General features: G+C 73.9%; 17 protein-coding genes. 13 read left to right on the top strand and 4 right to left on the bottom strand.

Annotated elements, in window-relative coordinates; all coding sequences use genetic code 11:
• Window positions 1-11 precede the first annotated feature (11 nt).
• The 6 genes from radA to HGA03_RS01935 all read left to right on the top strand — a co-directional run bounded on the left by radA (window position 12) and on the right by HGA03_RS01935 (window position 7,847).
• Entirely contained in the window at window positions 12-1,424 is a 1,413-nt protein-coding gene (gene radA, locus HGA03_RS01960) for a DNA repair protein RadA (protein ID WP_168628517.1), read from the top strand.
• Between the two features lie 22 nt (window positions 1,425-1,446).
• A complete protein-coding gene (locus HGA03_RS01955; protein WP_168628516.1) occupies window positions 1,447-2,091 on the top strand; it encodes a TetR/AcrR family transcriptional regulator in 645 nt (214 codons plus the stop codon).
• Window positions 2,088-2,993: an ABC transporter ATP-binding protein gene (locus tag HGA03_RS01950; protein WP_168628515.1), complete on the top strand. Its 906-nt coding sequence runs from the start codon at window positions 2,088-2,090 to the stop codon at window positions 2,991-2,993. Before HGA03_RS01955 ends, HGA03_RS01950 begins: the two co-directional genes overlap by 4 nt.
• Complete coding sequence (locus HGA03_RS01945) at window positions 2,990-4,576, top strand: ABC transporter permease (protein ID WP_168628514.1); 1,587 nt, start codon at window positions 2,990-2,992, stop codon at window positions 4,574-4,576. The genes HGA03_RS01950 and HGA03_RS01945 overlap by 4 nt, the downstream gene beginning before the upstream one ends.
• Before the next feature lie 1,547 nt (window positions 4,577-6,123).
• Window positions 6,124-6,828, top strand: a complete 705-nt coding sequence (locus HGA03_RS01940; protein WP_168628513.1) for a hypothetical protein — start codon at window positions 6,124-6,126, stop codon at window positions 6,826-6,828.
• Between the two features lie 92 nt (window positions 6,829-6,920).
• Window positions 6,921-7,847, top strand: a complete 927-nt coding sequence (locus HGA03_RS01935) for an aldo/keto reductase (RefSeq protein WP_168628512.1) — start codon at window positions 6,921-6,923, stop codon at window positions 7,845-7,847.
• 500 nt (window positions 7,848-8,347) lie between these two features.
• Here HGA03_RS01935 and HGA03_RS01930 read toward each other — a convergent pair whose 3' ends face one another.
• The 3 genes from HGA03_RS01930 to HGA03_RS01920 form a co-directional block, all read right to left on the bottom strand.
• Window positions 8,348-9,871: a sensor histidine kinase gene (locus HGA03_RS01930; protein WP_239073701.1), complete on the bottom strand. Its 1,524-nt coding sequence runs from the start codon at window positions 9,869-9,871 to the stop codon at window positions 8,348-8,350.
• Window positions 9,868-10,602 carry a response regulator transcription factor gene (locus tag HGA03_RS01925; protein WP_275407612.1) on the bottom strand — a complete coding sequence of 245 codons (735 nt, stop codon included), beginning with the start codon at window positions 10,600-10,602 and terminating at the stop codon, window positions 9,868-9,870. Before HGA03_RS01925 ends, HGA03_RS01930 begins: the two co-directional genes overlap by 4 nt.
• A 62-nt stretch (window positions 10,603-10,664) precedes the next feature.
• Window positions 10,665-11,045: a VOC family protein gene (locus tag HGA03_RS01920; protein WP_168628511.1), complete on the bottom strand. Its 381-nt coding sequence runs from the start codon at window positions 11,043-11,045 to the stop codon at window positions 10,665-10,667.
• A gap of 157 nt (window positions 11,046-11,202) precedes the next feature.
• Between HGA03_RS01920 and HGA03_RS01915 the strand changes: the two genes are divergently transcribed.
• The 3 genes from HGA03_RS01915 to HGA03_RS01905 are packed head-to-tail and all read left to right on the top strand — an operon-like array spanning window position 11,203 to window position 15,945.
• Window positions 11,203-12,156 (top strand): phosphatase PAP2 family protein, encoded by a 954-nt coding sequence (locus HGA03_RS01915; RefSeq protein ID WP_239073700.1) that lies wholly within the window; start codon window positions 11,203-11,205, stop codon window positions 12,154-12,156.
• A gap of 43 nt (window positions 12,157-12,199) precedes the next feature.
• A complete protein-coding gene (gene topA / locus HGA03_RS01910) occupies window positions 12,200-14,920 on the top strand; it encodes a type I DNA topoisomerase (protein ID WP_168628510.1) in 2,721 nt (906 codons plus the stop codon).
• Window positions 14,921-14,928: 8 nt separating this feature from the next.
• Window positions 14,929-15,945: a LacI family DNA-binding transcriptional regulator gene (locus HGA03_RS01905; protein ID WP_168628509.1), complete on the top strand. Its 1,017-nt coding sequence runs from the start codon at window positions 14,929-14,931 to the stop codon at window positions 15,943-15,945.
• A gap of 36 nt (window positions 15,946-15,981) precedes the next feature.
• Here HGA03_RS01905 and fucO read toward each other — a convergent pair whose 3' ends face one another.
• Complete coding sequence (fucO, locus tag HGA03_RS01900) at window positions 15,982-17,136, bottom strand: lactaldehyde reductase (protein WP_168628508.1); 1,155 nt, start codon at window positions 17,134-17,136, stop codon at window positions 15,982-15,984.
• Window positions 17,137-17,391: 255 nt separating this feature from the next.
• Between fucO and HGA03_RS01895 the strand changes: the two genes are divergently transcribed.
• From HGA03_RS01895 to HGA03_RS01880, 4 genes are all read left to right on the top strand, one after another.
• On the top strand, window positions 17,392-18,768 hold the full coding sequence (locus HGA03_RS01895) for an MFS transporter (protein WP_239073699.1): 1,377 nt from the start codon (window positions 17,392-17,394) through the stop codon (window positions 18,766-18,768).
• A 63-nt stretch (window positions 18,769-18,831) separates the two neighbouring features.
• The gene (locus HGA03_RS01890; RefSeq protein ID WP_168628506.1) at window positions 18,832-19,185 is read left to right on the top strand and encodes an L-rhamnose mutarotase; all 354 of its coding nucleotides are present in this window, start codon (window positions 18,832-18,834) and stop codon (window positions 19,183-19,185) included.
• Between the two features lie 7 nt (window positions 19,186-19,192).
• Complete coding sequence (rhaI, locus tag HGA03_RS01885; protein WP_168628880.1) at window positions 19,193-20,386, top strand: L-rhamnose isomerase; 1,194 nt, start codon at window positions 19,193-19,195, stop codon at window positions 20,384-20,386.
• 4 nt (window positions 20,387-20,390) lie between these two features.
• Entirely contained in the window at window positions 20,391-21,878 is a 1,488-nt protein-coding gene (locus HGA03_RS01880) for a rhamnulokinase (protein ID WP_168628505.1), read from the top strand.
• Window positions 21,879-21,883: the final 5 nt, after the last annotated feature.

Here is a 21,883-nt window from a genome sequence, read left to right as displayed (position 1 = left end):
CGTGACCGCCCGTGAGCACCAGTCCCTCCCGCACCGCCCGTGCCGCCCGCAGCACCCGGGCCGGCTTCCGCTGCTCGGAGTGCGGCTGGACCACCAGCAAGTGGGTCGGCCGGTGCGGAGAGTGCCAGACCTGGGGCAGCGTCGGCGAGGAGGGCGGTGCCGGCGGTGCGGCGCCCCGGACGGTCGCAAGCACCCCGCCGCGCGGTGCCGCCCGGCCGATCGCCCAGATCGACGTGGAGACCAGCCGGTCGCGGCCGACCGGGGTGGACGAGCTGGACCGGGTGCTCGGCGGCGGACTCGTGCCCGGCGCGGTGGTGCTGCTGGCCGGTGAGCCGGGGGTGGGCAAGTCGACCCTGCTGCTGGACGTCGCCAGCCGGGTGGCCGAGACCGCGGATCGCACCGTGCTGTACGTGACCGGCGAGGAGTCGGCGGGGCAGGTCCGGCTGCGCGCGGAACGGATCGGGGCGCTGGCCGACCGGTTGCTGCTGACCGCCGAGACCGACCTGGCGACCATCCTGGGCCACATCGAGCAGTCCGCGCCCGACCTGCTGGTGCTGGACTCGGTGCAGACCGTGGCCTCCGCGGAGGTCGAGGGGTCGCCGGGTGGGGTGGCGCAGGTGCGTGAGGTCGCCGGTGCGCTGATCGCCGCGGCCAAGCAGCGCAACCTGCCGGTGGTGCTGGTCGGGCACGTGACCAAGGACGGCTCGGTGGCCGGCCCGCGCACGCTGGAACACCTGGTCGACGTGGTCTGCCAGTTCGAGGGCGACCGGCACTCCCGGCTGCGGCTGCTGCGGGCGACCAAGAACCGGTTCGGGCCCACCGACGAGGTCGGCTGCTTCGACCTGAACGAGACCGGCATCGTGGGGCTCGCCGACCCGTCCGGGCTGTTCGTGTCCACCGAGCGGAACCAGGTCCCGGGCACCTGCGTCACGGTCACGCTGGAGGGCCGGCGGCCGCTGGCCACCGAGGTGCAGTCGCTGGTGGCGCCGAGCATGCTGTCCAACCCGCGGCGCACCACCAGTGGCATCGACGGTTCCCGGCTGGCGATGGTGCTGGCCGTGCTGCAGCGCCGGGCCGGGCTCAAGGTCGCCGATCAGGACGTGTACGTCTCCAGCGTGGGCGGTGCCCGGGTGGTGGAGCCGGCGGCGGATCTGGCGCTGGCGCTGGCGACGGTGAGCTCGCGGGAGAACGTGGCGCTGCCGCCGCGGCTGGTCGCGATCGGCGAGGTCGGGCTGGCGGGGGAGATCCGGCCGGTGACCGGGACGCTGCGCCGGCTGTCCGAGGCGGCGCGGCTCGGGTTCACGCACGCGGTGGTGCCGGCCGGGTCGATCGAGCCGGGTCAGGCACCGGCCGGGATGGCGGTCGCCCAGGCCGCCGACCTGATGGAGGCGGTCCGGGCGACCAAGGGGCTGGCGCCGGGCTGAACAACTGTTTAGTCTGCTGTACATGCGTTCAGCCGACGACCTCACCGCCCGGGCCCGGATCCGCGATGCCGCGATGCTCCGGTTCGCCCGGGACGGGTTCGGCGTCGGCCTGCGCGCGATCGCCGAGGACGCCGGGGTCAGCCCCGCGCTGGTGATCCACCACTTCGGGTCCAAGGACGGACTGCGCGCCGCCTGCGACGACGAGGTGCTGGCCAGGATCCGGCACCGCAAGGAGCAGTCGCTGACCGTGGACAGCCCGCGGGAGGTGATGGCCGAGCTCGGCGACCTGACCCAGTACGGCCCGGTGTTCGGCTACGTGGTGCGCAGCCTGGCCACCGGCGGGCCGGTCGCGGCCGGGTTCGTCGACCACATGACCGAGGCCACCCGCGAGTACCTGGCTGCCGGGGAACGGGCCGGCACCGTGCGGCCCTCCCGCGACCCCGAGCTGCGCGCCCGGTATGCCGTCGCCCAGTCGGTCGGGCTGCTGCAGCTGACCCTGATCGAGGCGGAGGCGGGCCGGGCGCCGTCACCCACGCTGGAACCGGCCGCCGCCTTCGCGCACCTGGCGCAATGGGCGGTGCTGCCGGCCCTGGAGCTCTACACCGAGGCGATGCTCACCGATCCCGGCATGTTGCACGCCTACCTCGCCCAGCAGGAGGAGTCATGAGCCACAGCATCGAGCTGTCCGGCGTGGTCAAGCGGTTCGGCCGCCGCACCGCGCTGGACGGACTGGACCTGGCGGTCGCCACCGGTGAGGTGCACGGCTTCCTGGGCCCGAACGGCGCGGGCAAGTCCACCACCATCCGGATCCTGCTCGGCCAGATCCGGGCGGACGAGGGCCGGTCCATGCTGCTCGGTGGCGACCCGTGGCGCGACGCCGTCGACCTGCACCGGCGACTGGCCTACGTCCCCGGTGAGGTCGCGCTCTGGCCCAACCTCACCGGCGGGGAGGCGATCGACCTGCTCGGCCGGCTGCGCGGCGGCATCGACCCGGGCCGCCGCCAGGAGCTGATCGAGCGCTTCGAACTGGACCCGACCGTGCGGATGCGCGCCTACTCCAAGGGCAACCGGCAGAAGGTCGCACTCGTGGCGGCACTGGCCGCGGACACCGAGCTGCTGCTGCTGGACGAGCCGACCAGTGGGCTGGACCCGCTGATGGAGGCGGTGTTCCAGGAGACGATCCGCCAGGTCGCCGCCCAGGGCCGCACCGTGCTGCTGTCCAGCCACATCCTGGCCGAGGTGGAGGCGCTGTGTGACCGGGTGACGATCATCCGGTCCGGCCGGCGGGTGCGCACCGGCACCCTGGACGAGCTGCGCGGCCGCACCCGGACCACCGTGCAGCTCCAGCTCGCCGACGACCAGGCAGCGACCGGGCTGATCACCGCCCTGACCGGCGACGACGGGGTGCACGACCTCGACCGGGACGGCGCGCGGCTGCGGTTCCAGGTGGACGGCGAGCGGCTGCCCGCCCTACTCGACACCCTGGGCCGGCACCAGGTGCACGCGCTCACCGCCCACCCGCCGACCCTGGAGGACCTGTTCCTGCGCGAATACGGCGGCGTGCGATGACCGGCGCCGGGCAGCTGATCCGGATCGGCCTGCGCGCCGACCGGATCCGGCTGCTGATCTGGGCGGTCGCGATCTGGCTGATCACGGCCGGGTCGGTGCGCTCCGAGGCGCAGGTCTTCGACAACCCCGGGGCCCAGGCCGCGCGCGCCGAGTTGATCGCCTCACCCGCCGCCACCGCCCTCGCCGGACCCGGGTATGGGCTCGACGACTACACCCTCGGCGCGATGGTCGCCAACGAGCTGCTCGGTTGGGTCGCCCTGCCGGTCGCGCTGATGTCCGCGTTCCTGGCAGTCCGGCAACTGCGCGCCGCCGAGGAGTCCGGGTCGATGGAGCTGGTCCGGGCCGCCCCGGTCGGCCGCACCGCCGCGGTCCCGGCCGCGATGACCGTGGTGCTGATCGCCGACCTGGTGATCGGCGCCGGGCTGGTCGTCGTCCTGGTCGCCGCCGGCCTGGCCCTGCCCGGCGCGATCGCCTTCGGTGCCGGGGTCGCCGGGCTGGGGCTGGTCTTCGGGGCGGCCGGTGCCTGCGCCGCCCAGCTCGCCGCGCGGGCCCGCACCGCCTCCGCCGTGGCCGCCACCCTGGTCGGGGTGGGCTACCTGCTGCGGGCGGTCGGCGACGTGCAGGCCCGCGAGTCCGGCAGCGTGTGGAGCTGGCTCAGCCCGTTCGGCTGGGCGCAGGCCACCCGGGCGTGGGTGGACGAACGGTGGTGGCCGCTGCTGCTGCTCCCGGTCGCCGCCGTCCTGCTCACCGCGGGCGCGGGCCTGGTCGCCGCCCGGCGCGACCTCGGTTCGGCGCTGCTGCCCGACCGGTCCGGGCGCGCCACCGCCTCGCCCCGGCTGCGCGGGCTGGCCGCCGTCACGCTCCGCCGCCAGGGCAGCACCCTGCTCGCCTGGGCACTCGGCTCGGCCGCCCTGTGCGCGCTGGTCGGTGTGCTGGCCCGGCAGGTGCTCGACTTCATCGCCGAGGAACCCGAGCTCGCCCAGTTGTTGTCCGGTGGAGCGTCCGGATCGGCCACCGACCCGGTGTTCGCCCGCTACCTGGTGCTGGCCACCTGCCTGGCCGCCGCTGCCGGGGTGTCCGGCGTCGCCGCCCTGCACACCGAGGAGACCAGTGGCCGCGCCGGGCACGTCCTGGCCGGACCGGTCGGCCGCACCCGGTGGATGCTCGCCCAGGTCGTCGTCCCGTTCGCCGGCTCCGCACTGGTCCTGGTGATCGGCGGTCTCGCGATGGGGCTGGCCGCCGCCGGCACCCTGGACGACCCCGGCCAGATCCCGCACCTGACCGCCGCCTCCCTGGTCACCCTGCCCGTGGTGTGGTCGCTGACCGGGCTCACAGCGTTGCTGATCGGCTGGCTACCCCGGCTGTTGATCGTCGGGTGGGCGTACCTCGGTTACGTCGCGCTCGCCGGAATGCTCGCCGGTCTGCTGCCGGAGGGCACCGACCGGTTGTCCGTCCTGCGCCTGGTGCCCGCGCTGCCCGGCGACGCCATGGACTGGGCGCCCACCCTCGGACTCGGCGCCGCCGCCCTCGTGCTGTTCGCCGCCGGGGTGGCCGGATTCCGGCGGCGCGACCTGCTCGCCTGAGCCGCCGCGCCGGCCGACACGACGGCCGCGATGTGCCCCGTGACCGCGCGACACGCCCATTAGGCTGCCCGGGACCATGCGGGGAGACATCCATGACTGAGCACCAGACCCGGCCCGGCGCGACCGGCGCCACCGGCGGACCGCCCACCGGCCCGGACGCCGCGGACCCCGCGCCCGGCGTGCCCGCGGTGCCGTCCGCCTTCGGCAGCGCGCCCGGCGGGGGGCCCTCCGCCGGCGCGGAGGCCAACCCGGGGACGGGCGCCGAGCCCGGGACGCCGACCGGGGCGTTGGCGGTGCCGGTGGTGCCGAGCCGCCGGTCCCTGCGGGGCAAGCCCCCGGTGAGCACCGCGGCGATCCCCGTGGTGCCGCGGCTCGGGGCGGTGCCGGACGAGCGCTCGCTCGGCCCGGGTGTCTCTGGACTGGCGTCGTCTGGCCCCGCTGCTTCCGGACTGGGTTCGTCCGGCGCGGCTGCTTCCGGACCGGGCTTGTCCGGCGCGGCCTCTGGACCGACTGCTTCCGGACTGGGTTCGTCTGGCCCGGTCTCGTCTGGCCCGGTCTCGTCCGGCTCGGCTGAGCCTTCGGGCGCCGGATCGGCCGGGGCCTCCGCTGTGGCTTCGGCGGCGACGCCTGGGTTCGCCCCCGCGGTCGCGAACGGAGGCGACCCCGCGCCGAGTGCGGCGAACGGGACTGCCCCGGTGTCGGCTTCCGACCTGGGCGCTGGCGGCTCGGCTTCCGACCTGGGCGCTGGCGGCTCGGCTTCCGGCCCGGGTGCTGCCGGCTCGGCTTCCGGCGCTGCTGCGTTCGCTGCCTCGTCGCTGCCGGCGGGTGCGGCGGCCGCGCCCGGCGCGGGTGCCCAGCCGGTTCCTCACGCCTGGCACCCGGTCACCGATCCGACCCCAGTGGTCGGCGCAGGTACGCGCCCCCGGTGGCAGCCGGTGACCGGTGAGCTGCCGGTCGTTCCGGGCGGTGCGCCCGCGAACGGTGCTGGTGTCCCTGCGGGTGGTCCCGTGGCGGGTGCGCCGGCTGCTGCCGCGTCCTCCGCGGCGGGGTCGTTCTCGGCCGCGGCCGGGTCTGGTGCGGTCGCTGCCGCCGGTGCGGGCGTGCAGCCTGTGGCGGGGGCTGCTGCGCTCCCGGTGGCCGGGGCCGGGGCGGGTGCGCTCTCCGCGACCGGGGTACCTGGGGCCGGAACCGGCGCGTCCCCTCCGACCGGGGTACCTGGGGCCGGGACCGGCGCGTCCCATCCGACCGGGGCGCCTGGGAACGGGGCGGCCACCGCCGCTACCTGGCCGGGTACTGCTGCCGCGGTCGGCTCCGGCGCCTCTCCGGCGGCCTCCACGACCGGGACCGGGCACGCCGGGTCTCCGGTGAGCGGGACCGCTGCTGCCCTCGGGCACGCCGGGTTCCCGGTAGCCGGGACGACGGGTGCCGCTGGGTCCGCGGGGTTCCCGGTGGGCGGGAACGCTGGCACCGCTGGGTTTCCGGTGGGTGGGACGACGGGTGCCGCTGGGTTCCCGGCGACCGGCGCGACTCCCTCCGCGCCTGCACGCTTGTCGGCGACCCTGTCTGCCGGGGCCGCCCACCCGGCGACCGGCGACGACGGGGCGTCCACCGGTGCGCTGGCGGCCAGTGCCGACCCCTCCGAGACCGGGGATCCGGCGGGTGAGCCGGTCGACTCGTCGGCGCCCGGTCGCAGCCGCCGTGCGCTGTGGATCACCCTGATCGTGGTGGGTGTGCTGGTGCTGGTCGGTGGCGGGTTCGGGGCCTGGTACCTGATGAACCGCGACCAGCCGGCCGCCCAGCCGGAGGTGGTGGTCGCGCCGTCGCCGACCGCCGATCTTCCCGCCGTCGACCGCACCGCGAGCTCGGCCTTCGCCGCGAATCTGCCGGCCACCGTGCTGCAGTACGCCCTGGCGTCGTCGGAGGACGACCCGGAGTGGGTCGCGGCCGGGGCGCTGGAGGCGTACCTCGACGTGTACGCCGACAGTGCGGGCGAGCAGGTGACGGTGCGCTCGGGGCAGTGGGCCACCGCGGAGGAGGCGACCGCACAGCAGGCGGCGCTCGCGGAGGGCCTGACCGGTGAGGTGCTGGAGTCCGGGCCGGTGTCGGTGGCAGGGGAGCAGACCGGGGCGGTGACGATCGTCGACCGCGGTGACGGCACCGGCACGGCGGTGTGGAGCAATGGCACCGGTGTCTTCCAGCTGACCGCGCTGATCGCGGACGTGCGGAACGCGTACGCGGCCTTCCCGGTCTGAGCCGGCCGGGAGAGGATCGCAGGGACGGTCCGGTCACTCGGGGCGGACCGCGACCGCAGTCCGCCGGCTCCTCGCCGGCGGGGAGGAGGACCATGACCCGCATCGGCTCGACCGACCTGGACGTGCTGCCGCTCAACCTCGGTGGCAACGTCTTCGGCTGGACCGCGGACCGGGAGCAGTCGTTCGCCGTGCTCGACGGCTTCGCGGCCGCCGGGGGCAGCTTCATCGACACCGCCGACGTCTACTCCCAGTGGGTGCCGGGCAACTCCGGCGGGGAGTCGGAGACGATCATCGGGGAGTGGATGACCGCCCGGCGCAACCGCGACGACGTGGTGATCGCGACCAAGGTCGGTCAGGCGGCCGCACAGCCCGGGACGTCCCGCGCCGCGGTCCGGGCGGCCATCGACGGGTCGCTGCGGCGGCTGGGCACCGACCACGTCGACCTGTACTACGCCCACATCGACGACCAGGACACCCCGCTGGAGGAGACGGTCGCCGCGCTCGGCGAGGTGGTCGCCCAGGGCAAGGCCCGCTACGTCGCCGCGTCCAACTTCACTGCCGACCGGCTGGCCAAGGCGTTGGCGATCGCGGACGAACTCGGGGTGGCGCGGTTCGTGGCGCTGCAGCCGCACTACAACCTGGTGCACCGGGACGAGTACGAGGGCGAACTGCAGGACCTGGCCGTGGCGGAGGACCTGGCGGTGCTGCCGTACTGGTCGCTGGCCAGCGGGTTCCTCACCGGCAAGTACCGGGACGGCACGACCGTGGACTCCCAGCGTGCGGGTGGGGCCGCGCGCTACCTGGACGACCGCGGCCGCGCGGTGCTGTCGGCCCTGGACGCGGTCGCCGCGGAGACCGGCGCCTCGGTCACCTCGGTGGCGCTCGCCTGGCTGCGCGCCCAGCCCGGGATCGCCGCCCCGATCGCCAGCGCCCGCACCCCGGAGCAGCTCCCCGACCTGATCGCCGGCGCGACCCTGGAGCTGACCCCCGACCAGGTCCGCACCCTCAGCGAGGCCTGACCACTCGCCCGGCCGGGCCCTCCGAACCGGCCGGGCCCGCAAGAACTGGCCAGGCCCGACCTCGCCGTGCCCGAACCGCCTGCCGCGCCCGAACCGGCCGGGCCTGACCTTGCCGCGCCCGAACCGACCAGGCCTGACCTCGCCGCGCCCGCTCCTGCCACGCCCAACTCGCCCGAATCCTCCACACCGGCCCCGCCGCCCGTCCCCGTCTCGCCGAGAGTGCACGAATGCACGCCTCTCGGCCCCGGAGGCGTGCATTCGTGCACTCTCGAGGGGGAAGAAGGCCCGGGGAAGGCTCGCGGGCGGTGGAGCAGAGAGCAGGGGCTCGGCAGGTGGGTCGCGCTCGGCAGGTGGATCGGGCGGGTCGGGCTCGGCAGGCGGGTCGGGCGGGTCCGGCTCGGCGGGCGGGTCGGGCGGGTCCGGCTCGGCGGGCGGGTCGGGGGCTCGGCAGGCGGGTCCGGCTCGGCGGGAGGTCGGGCTCGGCGGGCGGGTCGGCAGCGTCAGGCGGCGCGGGGGAGGCGGACCGTGAACGTCGTCGCCCCCGGCGTGCCGTCGACCTCGATCGTCCCGTCGTGGGCGGTGACCACCGCGTGCACGATCGCGAGGCCGAGCCCGGTGGACCCGGCGGCACGGTTGCGGGACTCGTCGCCGCGGGCGAACCGCTCGAACAGCCGGGAGCGCAGCGGCTCCGGGATGCCGGGCCCGTCGTCGCGGACCCGGAGCACCACCTGGTCGCCCTCCTCGCGAACCGAGACGGTGACCCGGGTGCCGGGCGGGGTGTGCACCCGGGCGTTGGACAGCAGGTTGAGCAGGACCTGGCGCAGCCGGTGTTCGTCGCCGATCACGGGTGCGGGGGGTTCGTCGCCCTCGGTGCCGAGGTCCAGGTGCCAGTCGTGGTCCGGTCCGGCGACGTGGGCGTCGGCGACCGCGTCCACGGCGAGGGCGGTCAGGTCGACCTCGGTCAGGTCGAGGTCCCGGCCGGCGTCCAGGCGGGCGAGCAGCAGCATGTCCTCGACCAGTCCGGTCATCCGCTTGGCCTCGGACTCGACCCGGCCCATGGCGCGCACCGCGTCCTCGGGCAGGTCGCCGGGCCGGCGCTGGACGAGTTCGGCATACCCCCGGATCGAGGCGAGCGGGGTGCGCAGCTCGTGCGAGGCGTCGGCGACGAACCGGCGGACCTGGGTCTCGGACTCGTGCCGGGCGGTGAGCGCGGACTCCACGTGGCCGAGCATCTGGTTCAGGGCGGCACCGACCTGGCCGACCTCGGTCGCGGGGTCGGTGTCCTGCTCCGGCACCCGCTCGGCGATCTCCACCTCGCCGCGGGCCAGCGGCATCCGGGCGACCCGGCCGGCGGTGGCCGCCACCCGGTCCAGCGGGCGCAGTTCACGCCGGACCAGGACGGTGGCGAGGGTGGCGCCGGCGAGCAGGCCGATCACCGCGACCGCGAGTTCCACGGCCAGGAACCGGTCCACGGTGCTGGTGGTGCCGGCCAGGGGCAGGGCGGTCACCGACAGGTCGCCGTCGTCGTTGGTGACCGCGACCACCCGGTAGCTGCCGAGGTCGGGCAGGTCGACGGTGACCGGGGTGCCGTCGGGGGTCAGGCCGAGCAGCACGTCGAGCTGGGCGTCGGTGAGCTGCTGGCTCTCGCCGTCGTCGTCGAGGTACCCGGACTGGGTGATGCCGTCTCGCTGGTAGACGTTCACGGTGCCGACGTCCTGGCCGGGCAGCCCGAGCGCCGGCGGCACGTCGCTGGCCGGCGGGTCGGGCACGGCGTCCTCGTCCTCCAGCGGCGGGAAGTCGTCCCGGTACCGCTCGGGCGCGGTCTGCGCGCGCTCGCTGGCCGCCGCGAGCCGGGCGTCGATCTGCCCGATCAGCGAGCTGCGCAGCGCCAGGGTGGACACCACGCCCATCGCCGCCGCGACCGTGGCCAGCAGGACCACGACCACCGCGACCAGGCGGCGGCGCAGGGTCCAGCGGGGATGTCGGATCGAGGGACGGCGGGTGCGCGGTGCCGGGGCGCTCACGCCGCGGGCTTGAGCACGTAGCCCACGCCGCGCAGGGTGTGCAGCATCGGCTCGCGGCCCTTGTCGATCTTGCGCCGCAGGTAGGACACGTAGAGCTCGACGATGTTCGCCTGCCCGCCGAAGTCGTACTGCCAGACCCGGTCCAGGATCTGCGCCTTGGACAGCACCCGCTTGGGGTTGCGCATGAAGTAGCGCAGCAGCTCGAACTCGGTGGCGGTCAGCCGGATGTCCTCGCCGCCGCGGGTGACCTCGTGCGAGTCCTCGTCCATCACCAGGTCGCCGACGGTGAGCACCGCCTCCTCGCGCTGGTTGACCGCACCGGTGCGGCGGAGCAGGGCGCGCAGCCGGGCCACGACCTCCTCCAGGCTGAACGGCTTGGTGACGTAGTCGTCGCCACCGGCGGTCAGCCCGGCGATCCGGTCCTCGACCGCGTCCTTGGCGGTGAGGAACAGCACCGGCACGGTCGGGTGGGTGGACCGGATCCGGCGCAGCACCTCCAACCCGGACAGGTCGGGCAGCATGACGTCGAGCAGGATCACGTCCGGGTCGAGGCTCTTGGCCTGCTTGATGGCGGATTGGCCGGTCAGTGCGTGCTCGACCTGCCAACCCTCGTAGCGCAGGGCGGTGGACAGCAGCTCGGCCAGGGTGGCCTCGTCGTCGACGACGAGGGCTCGGACGGGCTGGCCGTCCGGACGGGTCAGTGCTTCACGGGTCAGGGTGGAGGCGCTCATGCGCCCACTGTGCGCGAGCTGGCTGAGGCGGCCCTGACGTGAGCCTGTGAGAACCCTGAGTGTCAGTCGTCGGCGACGATGGACAGCACGTTGCCGGCCGGGTCGGTGAACCAGGCGATCAGCGGGCCACCGCCGCGGAACACACCGTCGTCGTCGGTCTGCACCGGGGTACCCCGGTAGTGCTCGAACTCGACGCCACGGTCGCGCAGCTCGGCCACCGTGCCGGGCACATCGGCCACCCGGAAGTTCAGCACGGTGAACTCCGCGGGCCGGTGCGCGTCGCCCTTCGGGTAGAGCAGGACCTCGGCGCCGGTGCCCAGGTGCAGCCAGAGCATCCCGTTCACCTGGCGGGTCTCCAGCCCGAGCACCTCGCCGTAGAACCGGGCCGCCGCATCGACGTCGTCCACCGAGTACCCACTGAACGGGTTGCTGAGATCGGCCATGATCGGGACCCTCCGAGAGGTGGCCACCACGATGTGACCGGACCGGTCCAGGATGCCGCGCGCCCGTGCTGTGCGCACCCCACGGGTTCCGTGCACGTTCGGTGTGCACGCCCTGGGCGAATCGGCTCCGGGTGGCCGGTTCGCCTACCGTGACGCCATGGCTTCCCTGCACTCCCCGCTGCCGTCCGCCGCTGCGCGGGACACCGGCGCGCGCCGGGCCGGTGCGGTCGCCTGGACCCTGCTGGTCACGCTGGTCTCCGCACTCGGGACGATGGCGTGCTGGCGGTTGTTCGTGGACACCGAGCACGGGCAGTCGGTGGACCAGGCCGCGCTGGAGGGCGCCCACATCGGGCAGACCCGGCTGTGGCAGGTGGCCGAGCCGGTGCTGGACGTGGTGTCGGTCGGCTTCATCGTGACCGCGGTGCTGGCCTGCGGGGTGATCGCGCTGCTCCGGCGCCGGTGGTCGCTGGCAGTCGCGGCGACCGTGGTGCTGGGCGGGGCGAATATCACCACCCAGGTGCTGAAGAAGCTGGTCTGGGACCGGCCGGAGTGGGGGCACGGCCCGGACTTCAACACCCTGCCCAGCGGGCACACCACTGCCGCCGCCTCGGTGGCCGCGGCCGTGCTGCTGGTGGTGCCGCCGCGCGGCCGGGCCTGGGCCGCGGTGCTCGGTGCCGGGTACGCCGCGGCGACCGGGATCTCCACCCTGGTCGGGCAGTGGCACCGGCCGTCCGACGTGATCGCCGCGCTGCTGGTGGTGCTGGCCTGGGGGGCGCTGGCCTGCCTGGTGCCGGCGGTCGGCATCCGGGAGTCCCGGGTGGCGCCCACCGCCGCGGTCCCGCTGGCCACCACCCGGTCGGCCGGGCGCACCGGTGACCGGGTCGCGGTGCTGCTGTTGCTGCTGGTCGCCTTGGCCGCCGGGGTGACCGGCGGGCTGGGGCTGATCAGCACCTGGCGCTCGGCGGATCCGCTCGCGGACCGGGCCTCGTTGCTGACCGCCTACGGTGGTGGCGCGCTGGGCATCGTCGCGGTGGCGGCGCTGTGCTTCGCGGTACTCACGCTGTTGCGGCGGTCCGCGGTCGCGTCCGGGTTGCGGGACGGTCCGTCGTAGAGTGCCCCCAGTCGTGTCGTTGTCCCGAGGAAGCAGGAAGTCCATGTCCGCAGGTCGCAAGCTGGTCATCGTGGAGTCGCCCGCCAAGGCGCGCACGATCGCCGGGTACCTCGGCGACGACTACGACGTCGAGGCCAGCGTCGGTCACATCCGTGACCTGCCGCAGCCCTCCGAGCTGCCCGCGGAGATGAAGAAGGGCCCGTTCGGCAAGTTCGCCGTCGATGTCGACAACGGCTTCGAGCCGTACTACGTCGTGGACGCGGACAAGAAGAAGAAGGTCGCCGAGCTCAAGCGCAAGCTCAAGGACTCCGACGAGCTCTACCTCGCCACCGATGAGGACCGCGAGGGCGAGGCGATCGCCTGGCACCTGCTGCAGGAGCTCAAGCCCAAGGTGCCGGTCAAGCGGATGGTCTTCCACGAGATCACCCGGGAGGCGATCACCCGGGCGCTGCAGAACACCCGCGAGCTGGACGAGCGGCTGGTGGACGCTCAGGAGACCCGGCGCATCCTGGACCGGCTGTACGGCTACGAGGTCAGCCCGGTGCTGTGGCGCAAGGTCCGCCAGGGTCTGTCCGCCGGGCGCGTGCAGTCGGTCGCCACCCGGTTGGTGGTGGAGCGCGAGCGGGAGCGGATGGCCTTCGTGCCCGCCGACTACTGGGACCTGACCGGCACGTTCGCGGTGAAGTCGGCGGACGAGCCCGCCTTCGAGGCGCGGCTGACCCGGATCGGCGACCAGCGGGTGGCCACCGGGCGGGACTTCGGCGACGACGGGACGCTGAAGGCGTCCGCGGGCACAGTAATCCACCTGGACGAGGCCGCTGCGACCGGGTGGGTGTCCGCGCTGGACGGCGCCGACTTCGCGGTCCGGTCGCTGGAGTCCAAGCCGAGCACCCGCCGCCCGGCCGCGCCGTTCACCACCTCGACCCTGCAGCAGGAGGCGTCCCGCAAGCTGCGGATGGCGTCCCGGCAGACCATGCGCACCGCGCAGAGCCTGTACGAGAACGGCTACATCACCTACATGCGGACCGACTCGCCGGTGCTGAGCACGCAGGCGATCGACGCCGCCCGCCGCCAGGCCGCCGAGCTGTACGGCGCGGATCATGTGGCGGACAAGCCGCGGGTGTACGCCGCCAAGTCCAAGGGCGCCCAGGAGGCGCACGAGGCGATCCGGCCCGCCGGTGACAACTTCCGCACCCCGGCGCAGGTGGCGCGCGAGCTGTCCGGCGACCAGTTCCGGCTGTACGAGCTGATCTGGAAGCGCACGGTCGCCTCGCAGATGGCCGACGCCAAGGTGCAGACCACCACGGTCCGGCTGGGCGCCACCGTCCCGGCCCCCGGCACCGGCACGCCCACCGAGGCCCAGTTCTCCGCCTCCGGCACCGTGATCACCTTCCGGGGCTTCCTGGCCGCCTACGAGGAGGGCCGGGACGTCGAGCGCTACGAGGGCAAGGACGAGGCCCGGCTGCCGCGGATGTCCGAGGGCGACCCGCTGTCGGCCAGCGACCTGACCGCCGACGGCCACCGGACCTCCCCGCCGCCGCGTTACACCGAGGCCAGCCTGGTCAAGGCCCTGGAGGAGCGGGGGATCGGCCGCCCGTCGACCTATGCCGCGACCATCTCGGTGATCCAGGACCGCGGGTACGTGACCAACCGGGGCCAGGCGCTGGTGCCGACCTGGCTGGCGTTCGCGGTGACCCGGCTGCTGGAGGAGAACTTCGACCGGCTGGTGGACTACGACTTCACCGCCGGGATGGAGCAGGACCTGGACGCCATCGCCGCGGGCACCGAGGACCGGGTGGACTGGCTGACGCGGTTCTACTTCGGCAACCAGGCCGCGGACGGGCCGGATGGTGACGGCTTGCGCGAGCTGGTCGCGAACCTGGGCGAGATCGACGCCCGCGAGGTGAACTCGATCGACCTGGGCGACGGCCTGACCCTGCGGGTCGGTCGCTACGGCCCGTACATCGAGGACGCCCAGGGCGAGCCCGGCCCGGACGGCAACCCCAAGCGCGCTTCGGTGCCCGAGGACATGGCGCCGGACGAGCTGACCGCCGCCAAGGCCCGCGAGCTGCTGGAGGCCGAGCCGGAGGGCGACCTGGTGCTGGGCACCGACCCGGCCACCGGCACCACCATCGTGGCGAAGAACGGCCGGTTCGGCCCGTACGTGACCGAGCTGCTGCCCGAGCCGGAGCTGGACCCGGGGCTGTCCGCCGCCGCCCGGAAGAAGGCCTTGGCCGCTCAGCCGAAGCCGCGCACCGCCTCGCTGCTGAAGTCGATGTCGCTGACCACGGTCACGCTGGACGACGCGCTCAAGCTGCTCAGCCTGCCCCGGGTGGTCGGCACCGACCCGGAGACCGGCACCGAGATCACCGCCCAGAACGGTCGCTACGGGCCGTACCTGAAGAAGGGCACCGACTCGCGCACCCTGCCGTCGGAGGAGGCGATCTTCACCACGACGCTGGAGGAGGCGCTGGCGATCTACGCCCAGCCGAAGCGTGGCCGGGGCGCCACCGCCACGCCGCCGCTGCGTGAGCTGGGCGACGACCCGACCTCGGAGAAGCCGATCGTGGTCAAGGACGGCCGGTTCGGGGCGTATGTCACCGACGGCACCACCAACCGCACCCTGCCCCGGGACGTCACCCCGGAGACGATCACCCGGGAGCAGGCGATCGAGCTGCTGGCGGAGAAGCGCGCGCAGGGGCCGAAGAAGAAGGCGCCGGCGCGCAAGACGACCACGCGCAAGGCACCGGCCAAGAAGAAGTAGGCCCCACCGTGCCCACCCGACGCAGCTCGATCGGGGATGTCGCACGCCTGGCCGGGGTCTCGGTCGGCACGGTGTCCAATGTGCTGAACCGCCCGGACCGGGTGGCCCCGGCGACCCGGGAGCGGGTGCAGGACGCGATCCGGCAGCTGTCCTTCGTGCCCAATGCGTCGGCTCGGCAGCTGCGGGCCGGGACGATCACCACGGTGGGCGCGATCGTGCTGGACATCCGCAACCCGTTCTTCACCGACGTGGCCCGGGGGATCGAGGACCGGCTCGGGATGTCCGACCACACCCTGATGCTGGCCAGCTCGGACGACGACCCGGAGCGGGAGGCCCGCTACCTGCGGCTGTTCGTGGAGCACGGGGTGTCCGGGTTGCTGGTGGTGCCCACCGGCGACGACCTGGGGCCGCTGCTCACGCTGGCCGCCCGCGGGATGAACACCGTGCTGCTGGACATGACCTCGCCGACGGCGGCGCTGTCCTCGGTGGCGGTGGACGACGTGGAGGGTGGCCGGCTGGCGGGGGAGCACCTGCTGGACCTGGGGCACCGGGAGATCCTGATGATGAACGGGCCGCACTCGATCCGGCCGTGCCGGGACCGGTTGACCGGCCTGCAGCGGGCGGTGGAGCGGCGCGGCCTGGACCCGGCGGCGGTGATCCGTGAGGTGCCGATCGAGACCCTGGACGCCGGGGGCGCGGCGGTGGCGATCGCCCCGCTGCTGGAGTCGGGACGGTTGCCCCGGGCGGTGTTCTGCATGAACGACCTGGTGGCGATCGGGGTGCAGCGGGAGATCCGCCGCCGGCGCCCGGAGCTGATCGGCAGCGTGGCGATCGTGGGCTACGACGACATCGAGCTGGCCGCCGAGCTGGCCACCCCGTTGACCTCGGTCCGCCAGCCCGCGCACCGGCTCGGCTACCGGGCGGCCGACATCCTGCTGGCCCGGACCGAGAGCGGTGAGCCGGTGCGCGAGCGCGAGGTCTTCCGGCCGGAGCTGATCGTCCGGGACACCAGCGTCCCGGCCTGACAGCGGGGCTGCGCCGCCGGGCCGGGACCGCCGGGGTCAGAGCAGGGAGCGGTAGAGCTCCTCGATCTCGGCGACGGTGGCGGGGCGCGGATTGCCGCCGGCGCACACGTCGTCGAAGGCGGCCTGGGCCAGTGCCGGGAGGTCGGCCTCGGTGGCGCCGACCGCGGTGATCGTGGTCGGGTTGCCCAGGTCCCGGGTGAGGGTGGCGACCGCGTCCACCGCGGCGGCGCGGGCCTCGTCCAGCGGCATGGTGGCGGCGCCCTGCACCCCGAAGGCCGCGGCGATGTCGCGCAGCTTCTCCCCGGTGGCGGCGGCGTTGAAGGCCATCACCGGCGCGAGCAGGATGCCGTTCGCCACCCCGTGCGGCGCGGAGTAGAACGCGCCGAGCGGGTGGGCCATCGCGTGCACCAGGCCGAGCCCGACATTGGAGTAGCCCATCCCGGCCACGTACTGGGCCAGCGCCATCCGCTCCATCGCGGCCGGGTCGCCGTCCGCCGCCGCCCGCAGCGAGTCGGCGATGGTCTGGATCGCCTTCAGGTGGAACAGGTCGGACAGCTCCCAGGCACCCGCGGTGGTGTAGCCCTCGATGGCGTGGGTGAGCGCGTCCAGACCGGTGGCGACCTTGAGTGCCCGCGGGGCGGTGGCCATCATCTCCGGGTCGACCACGGCCAGCACCGGGATGTCGTGCGGGTCCACGCAGACGAACTTGCGCTGCCGCTCGGTGTCGGTGATGACGTAGTTGATCGTGGTCTCCGAGGCGGTGCCCGCCGTGGTCGGCACCGCGATGATCGGCACGCTCGGCCGGGTGGTGGGTGCCACGCCCTCCAGGGAGCGGACGTCCTCGAACTCGGGGTTGGCGACGATGATGCCGATCGCCTTGCAGGTGTCCTGCGGGGAGCCGCCACCGACCGCGATCAGCACGTCGGCGCCGGAGGCCCGGAACGCGGCGACGCCGGCCTGGACGTTCTCGATCGGCGGGTTGGGCTGGACGTCGCTGTACACGTCGTAGCCGATCCCGGCGGCGTCGAGCAGGCCGGTGACCCGGCCGGTGACCCCGGAGTCGACCAGCACGGCGTCGGAGACCACGAACGCGCGGGTGAAGCCGCGCCGGGTGAGCTCGCCGGGGATCACCTCCACTGCTCCGGCACCGAAGTACGCGGTCTGGTTCCAGATCATCCGCTGGACGGGCATGGCGGTTCCTTCGCTGGTCGGGGCGTGATGAAACGTTCTATCGAGTCCAGCACCGGCGCCCCGGCCGCGGTAGGGGCGAAGGTCCCTCCGCCACCGGTCTCAGCCGGGTCCGACCAAGGTCCTAGTGACGTCGTTGAATCGTTCCATTACTGTTCCTCCCGTGGTGGGGTGATCAGCCGCCCCGGCGTGCACCACGCAGCACATTTCGGAGGGGCCACCGTCGGCCCCTCGTCACCGTTGACGAAAGAGATGAGCATGAGCAGCACGGCAAACCCCGGGGTCTCCGGTGCCCCGGCGAGCGGCAAGCAGGATCCCAAGCGCGCCGCACTGAGCGGCTGGATCGGCAGTGCCCTGGAGTACTACGACTTCGCCCTCTACTCCCAGGCGGCGGCCCTGGTCTTCCCGACCATCTTCTTCGCCAAGGACAACCCGGCGGTGGCGATCATCGCCTCGCTCGCCACCTACGCGGTCGGCTACGTCGCCCGGCCGGTCGGCGCGGTCGTGCTGGGCGCCTGGGGCGACCGCCGCGGCCGCAAGGACGTCCTGGTCTTCGCGATGCTGCTGATGGGCGTGTCCACCTTCGCGGTCGGCCTGCTGCCGACCTACGCCCAGGTCGGCGTGCTGTCCCCGGCGCTGCTGGTGCTGCTGCGCCTGGTGCAGGGCTTCGCGGTGGCCGGTGAGCTGGGCGGCGCGAGCGCGATGATCGTCGAGCACGCCCCCGACGCCAAGCGCGGATTCTTCGCCTCGTTCAGCCTGCAGGGCACCCAGGTCGGCTCCATCCTGGCCACCGGCGTGATGCTGCCGCTGTCGATCATCCTGGACGACCAGCACTTCGAGAGCTGGGGCTGGCGGGTGCCGTTCCTGCTCAGCGCGGTGGTCATCCTGGCCGGCTGGATCATCCGGCGCCGGGTCGAGGAGCCGCCGGTGTTCCAGGCCCAGGCCACGTCGGCCAAGCGCCGGTTCCCGCTGGCCGAGCTGCTGGGCTCCTACCCGGGCGTGACCCTCCGGTGCATCCTGATGACCTTCACCAACGTGATCGGCATGGCCACCCTGGTCTTCGGTGTCTCGTACGCCACCCAGGAGGGCTACGGCATCGGCTTCACCACCAGTGAGTTCCTCTGGGTCACCCTGGTGGCCAACCTGACCGCGGTGGGCACGATCCCGGTGTTCGGGGCACTGTCCGACCGGTTCGGCCGCCGGATGTTCATGGTGGTCGGCGGGCTGGCCGGCGGTGCGCTGTCCGGGGTCTACCTGCTGATGATCGAGCGCGGGAACCTGGTGATGGTCTTCGTGCTGGTGGTCATCGTCCAGGGCATCTTCTTCCAGATGTGGAACGCCACCTTCGCCACCTTCTTCCAGGAGCAGTTCCCGATGCGGATCCGGGTCACCGGCTTCGCGGTGTCGCAGAACATCGGCCTGATGCTGGCGGCGTTCTTCCCGACCATCTTCACCGCGATCGCCCCGCCCGGGGCGGACAACGTGCCGCTGGTGATCGGTGCGGCGACCTTCGGGATCACCCTGGTCGCCTCGATCGCGGCGCTGCTGACCCGGGAGACCAGGGGCACCTCGCTCGCGGACCTGGAATCGCCGGCCGGCGCTGCGGCCCCCGCGGCCGAGCCCGCCCGGGTGTGAGACCCCCTGCCCGGCGGCCGGACCAACTCCGGCCGCCGGGCCCGTTCGGAACGAGAGAGCCCGATGCCCCGCTACTGCTTCACCTCCCAGGTCGACCCCCGGCACCTGGACCGCTACCGCGAGCGGCACGCCGCGGTGTGGCCGGGACTGCTGATCGCCCTGCGGGACGCGGGCTGGCGGCACTACTCGCTGTTCCTACGCCCCGACGGCCTGCTGGTCGGGTTCTTCGAGGCCGACGACCGCGACCTGGCGCAGGCCCGGATCGCCGCCACCGAGGTGAATGCGCGCTGGCAGCGGGAGATGGCCGGGCTGTTCGCCAGGGACGGCGACCCGGACCGGGGCTTTGAGTACCTGCCCGAGGTGTTCTGCCTGGCGGACCAGCTCCGGGCGGCCGGCCTGCCCACGGAGGGGTGCTGACGTGGCCATGAACCAGTTCAACGATCAGGAGTCCGGCGTGTTCGACGACGCACTGCTCACCACCCTCGGCCGCCAGGCGATCGAGCTGCCGTCCTGGGCCTTCGGCAATGCCGGGACCCGGTTCAAGGTCTACGGCACCCCCGGCACCCCGCGGACCATCCAGGAGAAGATCGCCGACGCCGCGCAGGTGCACCGGCTGACCGGCCTGGCGCCCAGCGTCGCGCTGCACATCCCGTGGGACCTGGTCGACGACTTCGGGAAGCTCGCGGCCTTCGCCGACGACCAGGGGGTGCGGCTGGGGACGATCAACTCCAACACCTTCCAGGACGACGACTACAAATTCGGTTCGCTGACCCACGTCGACCCGGCGATCCGGCGCAAGGCGGTCGACCACCACCTGCGCTGCATCGAGGTGATGGACGCCACCGGCTCGCGGGACCTGAAGATCTGGCTGCCGGACGGCACCAACTACCCGGGCCAGGGCGACCTCCGCGGCCGCCAGGACCGGCTGGCCGAGTCCCTGCGCACCATCTACGACCGGCTCGGCCCGGACCAGCGGCTGGTGCTGGAGTACAAGATCTTCGAGCCGTTCTTCTACACGATGGACGTCCCGGACTGGGGCACCGCCTTCGCGCACGTCACCGCGCTCGGCGAGCGGGCGCTGGTCTGCCTGGACACCGGCCACCACGCCCCGAGCACCAACATCGAGTTCATCGTGGCCCAGTTGCTGCGGCTCGGGAAGCTCGGCTCCTTCGACTTCAACTCCCGGTTCTACGCCGACGACGACCTGATCGTGGGCGCCGCCGACCCGTTCCAGCTGTTCCGGATCCTGGCCGAGGTGGTGCGGGGCGGCGGTCTGGACGACGGCAGCCCGGTCGCCTTCATGCTCGACCAGTGCCACAACATCGAGGACAAGATCCCGGGCCAGATCCGCTCGGTGCTCAACGTCCAGGAGATGACCGCCCGGGCCCTGCTGATCGACACCGAGTCGCTGCGGGCGGCCCAGGACGCCGGGGACGTGCTGGCCGCGAACGCGGTGTACATGGACGCCTTCTACACCGACGTGCGCCCGGCGCTGGGCGACTGGCGCGAGTCCCGCGGACTGCCCCGGGACCCGATGGCCGCCTACGCCACCTCCGGCTACGCCGAGCTGATCGCCGCCGAGCGGGCCGGTGGCGTGCAGGCCGGCTGGGGGGCCTGAGCCGATGTCCACCCTGGTCGCGGTCGACCTCGGCGCCTCCAGCGGGCGCGTGATCGCCGGCCGCCTGGACGGCGGGCGCCTGGTCACCCACGAGGCCGCCCGGTTCCCGAACCGCCCGGTCCGCACCCCGGAGCGCAGCGCCGAGCGGCTGCACTGGGACGTGCTGGGTCTGTGGGCCGGGGTGCGGGACGGGCTGCGGGTGGCGGCGCGTGCGCACGGCCCGGTGGCCTCGGTCGGCGTCGACACCTGGGCGGTGGACTTCGGGCTGCTGGACCGGGACCGCGTGCTGCTGGGCAATCCCGTGCACTACCGGGACGGGCGCACCGCCGGGGCCGCCGAGCGCTTCGCCGGACTGCTGGACCCGGCCGCGCACTACGCCGCCACCGGCAGCCAGGCACAGCCGTTCACCACGGTGCTCCAACTGCTGGCCGCCGCCGGGACCACCGCCCTGCGCGCGGCGGACCGGCTGCTGCTGATCCCGGACCTGCTCGGCTACTGGCTGTCCGGCGCGGAGGTCACCGAGGTCACCAACGCCTCCACCACCGGCATGCTCGACCCGGTCACCCGGCAGTGGAGCCCGCAGGTGCTCGATGCCCTGGCCCGCTCGGCGACCGGTGAGGTGCGCGGTCTGCTCGCCCCGCTGGCCGAACCCGGCACCGTGCTCGGCGAGCTGCGGCCGGAGCTGGGACTGCCCGGTGCCCGGCACGTCGCGGTCGGATCGCACGACACCGCCTCCGCGGTGGCCGCGGTCCCGCTGGACGACCAGCCCGCGGCGTGGATCTCCTCCGGCACCTGGTCGCTGGTCGGGATCGAACTGCCCACCCCGGTGCTGACCGGCGCGAGCCGGGCCGCGAACGCCGCCAACGAGCTCGGCGTGGACGGCACCGTGCGGTACCTGCGCAACGTCGCCGGGCTGTGGCTGGTGCAGGAGTGCCTGCGCACCTGGGCCGAGGCCGGCGACCCGCAGGACCTGGACGCCCTGTGCGCGGCCGCCGTGCACGTGCCCGGCCTGCGCACCGTGGTGGACGTCGACGACCCCGCCTTCGTCCCGCCCGGTGACATGCCCGCCAGGATCCGGGCCGCCGCCCGCCGGACCGGGCAACCCGAACCGGCCGGCCCCGCCGAGGTGCTGCGCTGCGTGCTGGACTCCCTGGCGCTCGGGTACCGCCGGGCGATCCACCGGCTGTCCGGGCTCACCGGCCGGCCGGTGCAGGTGGTGCACGTGGTCGGCGGCGGCGCCCGCAACGACCTGCTGTGCCGGCTGACCGCATCCGCCACCGGGCTGCCGGTGGTCGCCGGCCCGGCCGAGGCCACCGCGATCGGCAACCTGCTCACCCAGGCGCTCGCCCTCGGTCTGCTGGACGGCGGACTGCCCGCCGTCCGGGCCGTGGTCCGCGCCTCCACCCACCCGGCCACCTACCACCCCGACTCGCCCGACCAGCCCTGGCAGCGGGCCGAGGACCGCCTGCGGGACCTGCTGCCCGCCCTCTGACGAAG

The sequence above is a fragment of the Cellulomonas denverensis genome (assembly GCF_012396125.1).
Taxonomy (GTDB): Bacteria; Actinomycetota; Actinomycetes; order Actinomycetales; family Cellulomonadaceae; genus Cellulomonas; species Cellulomonas denverensis.
This window is presented reverse-complemented; position numbering and strand designations above follow the sequence as displayed.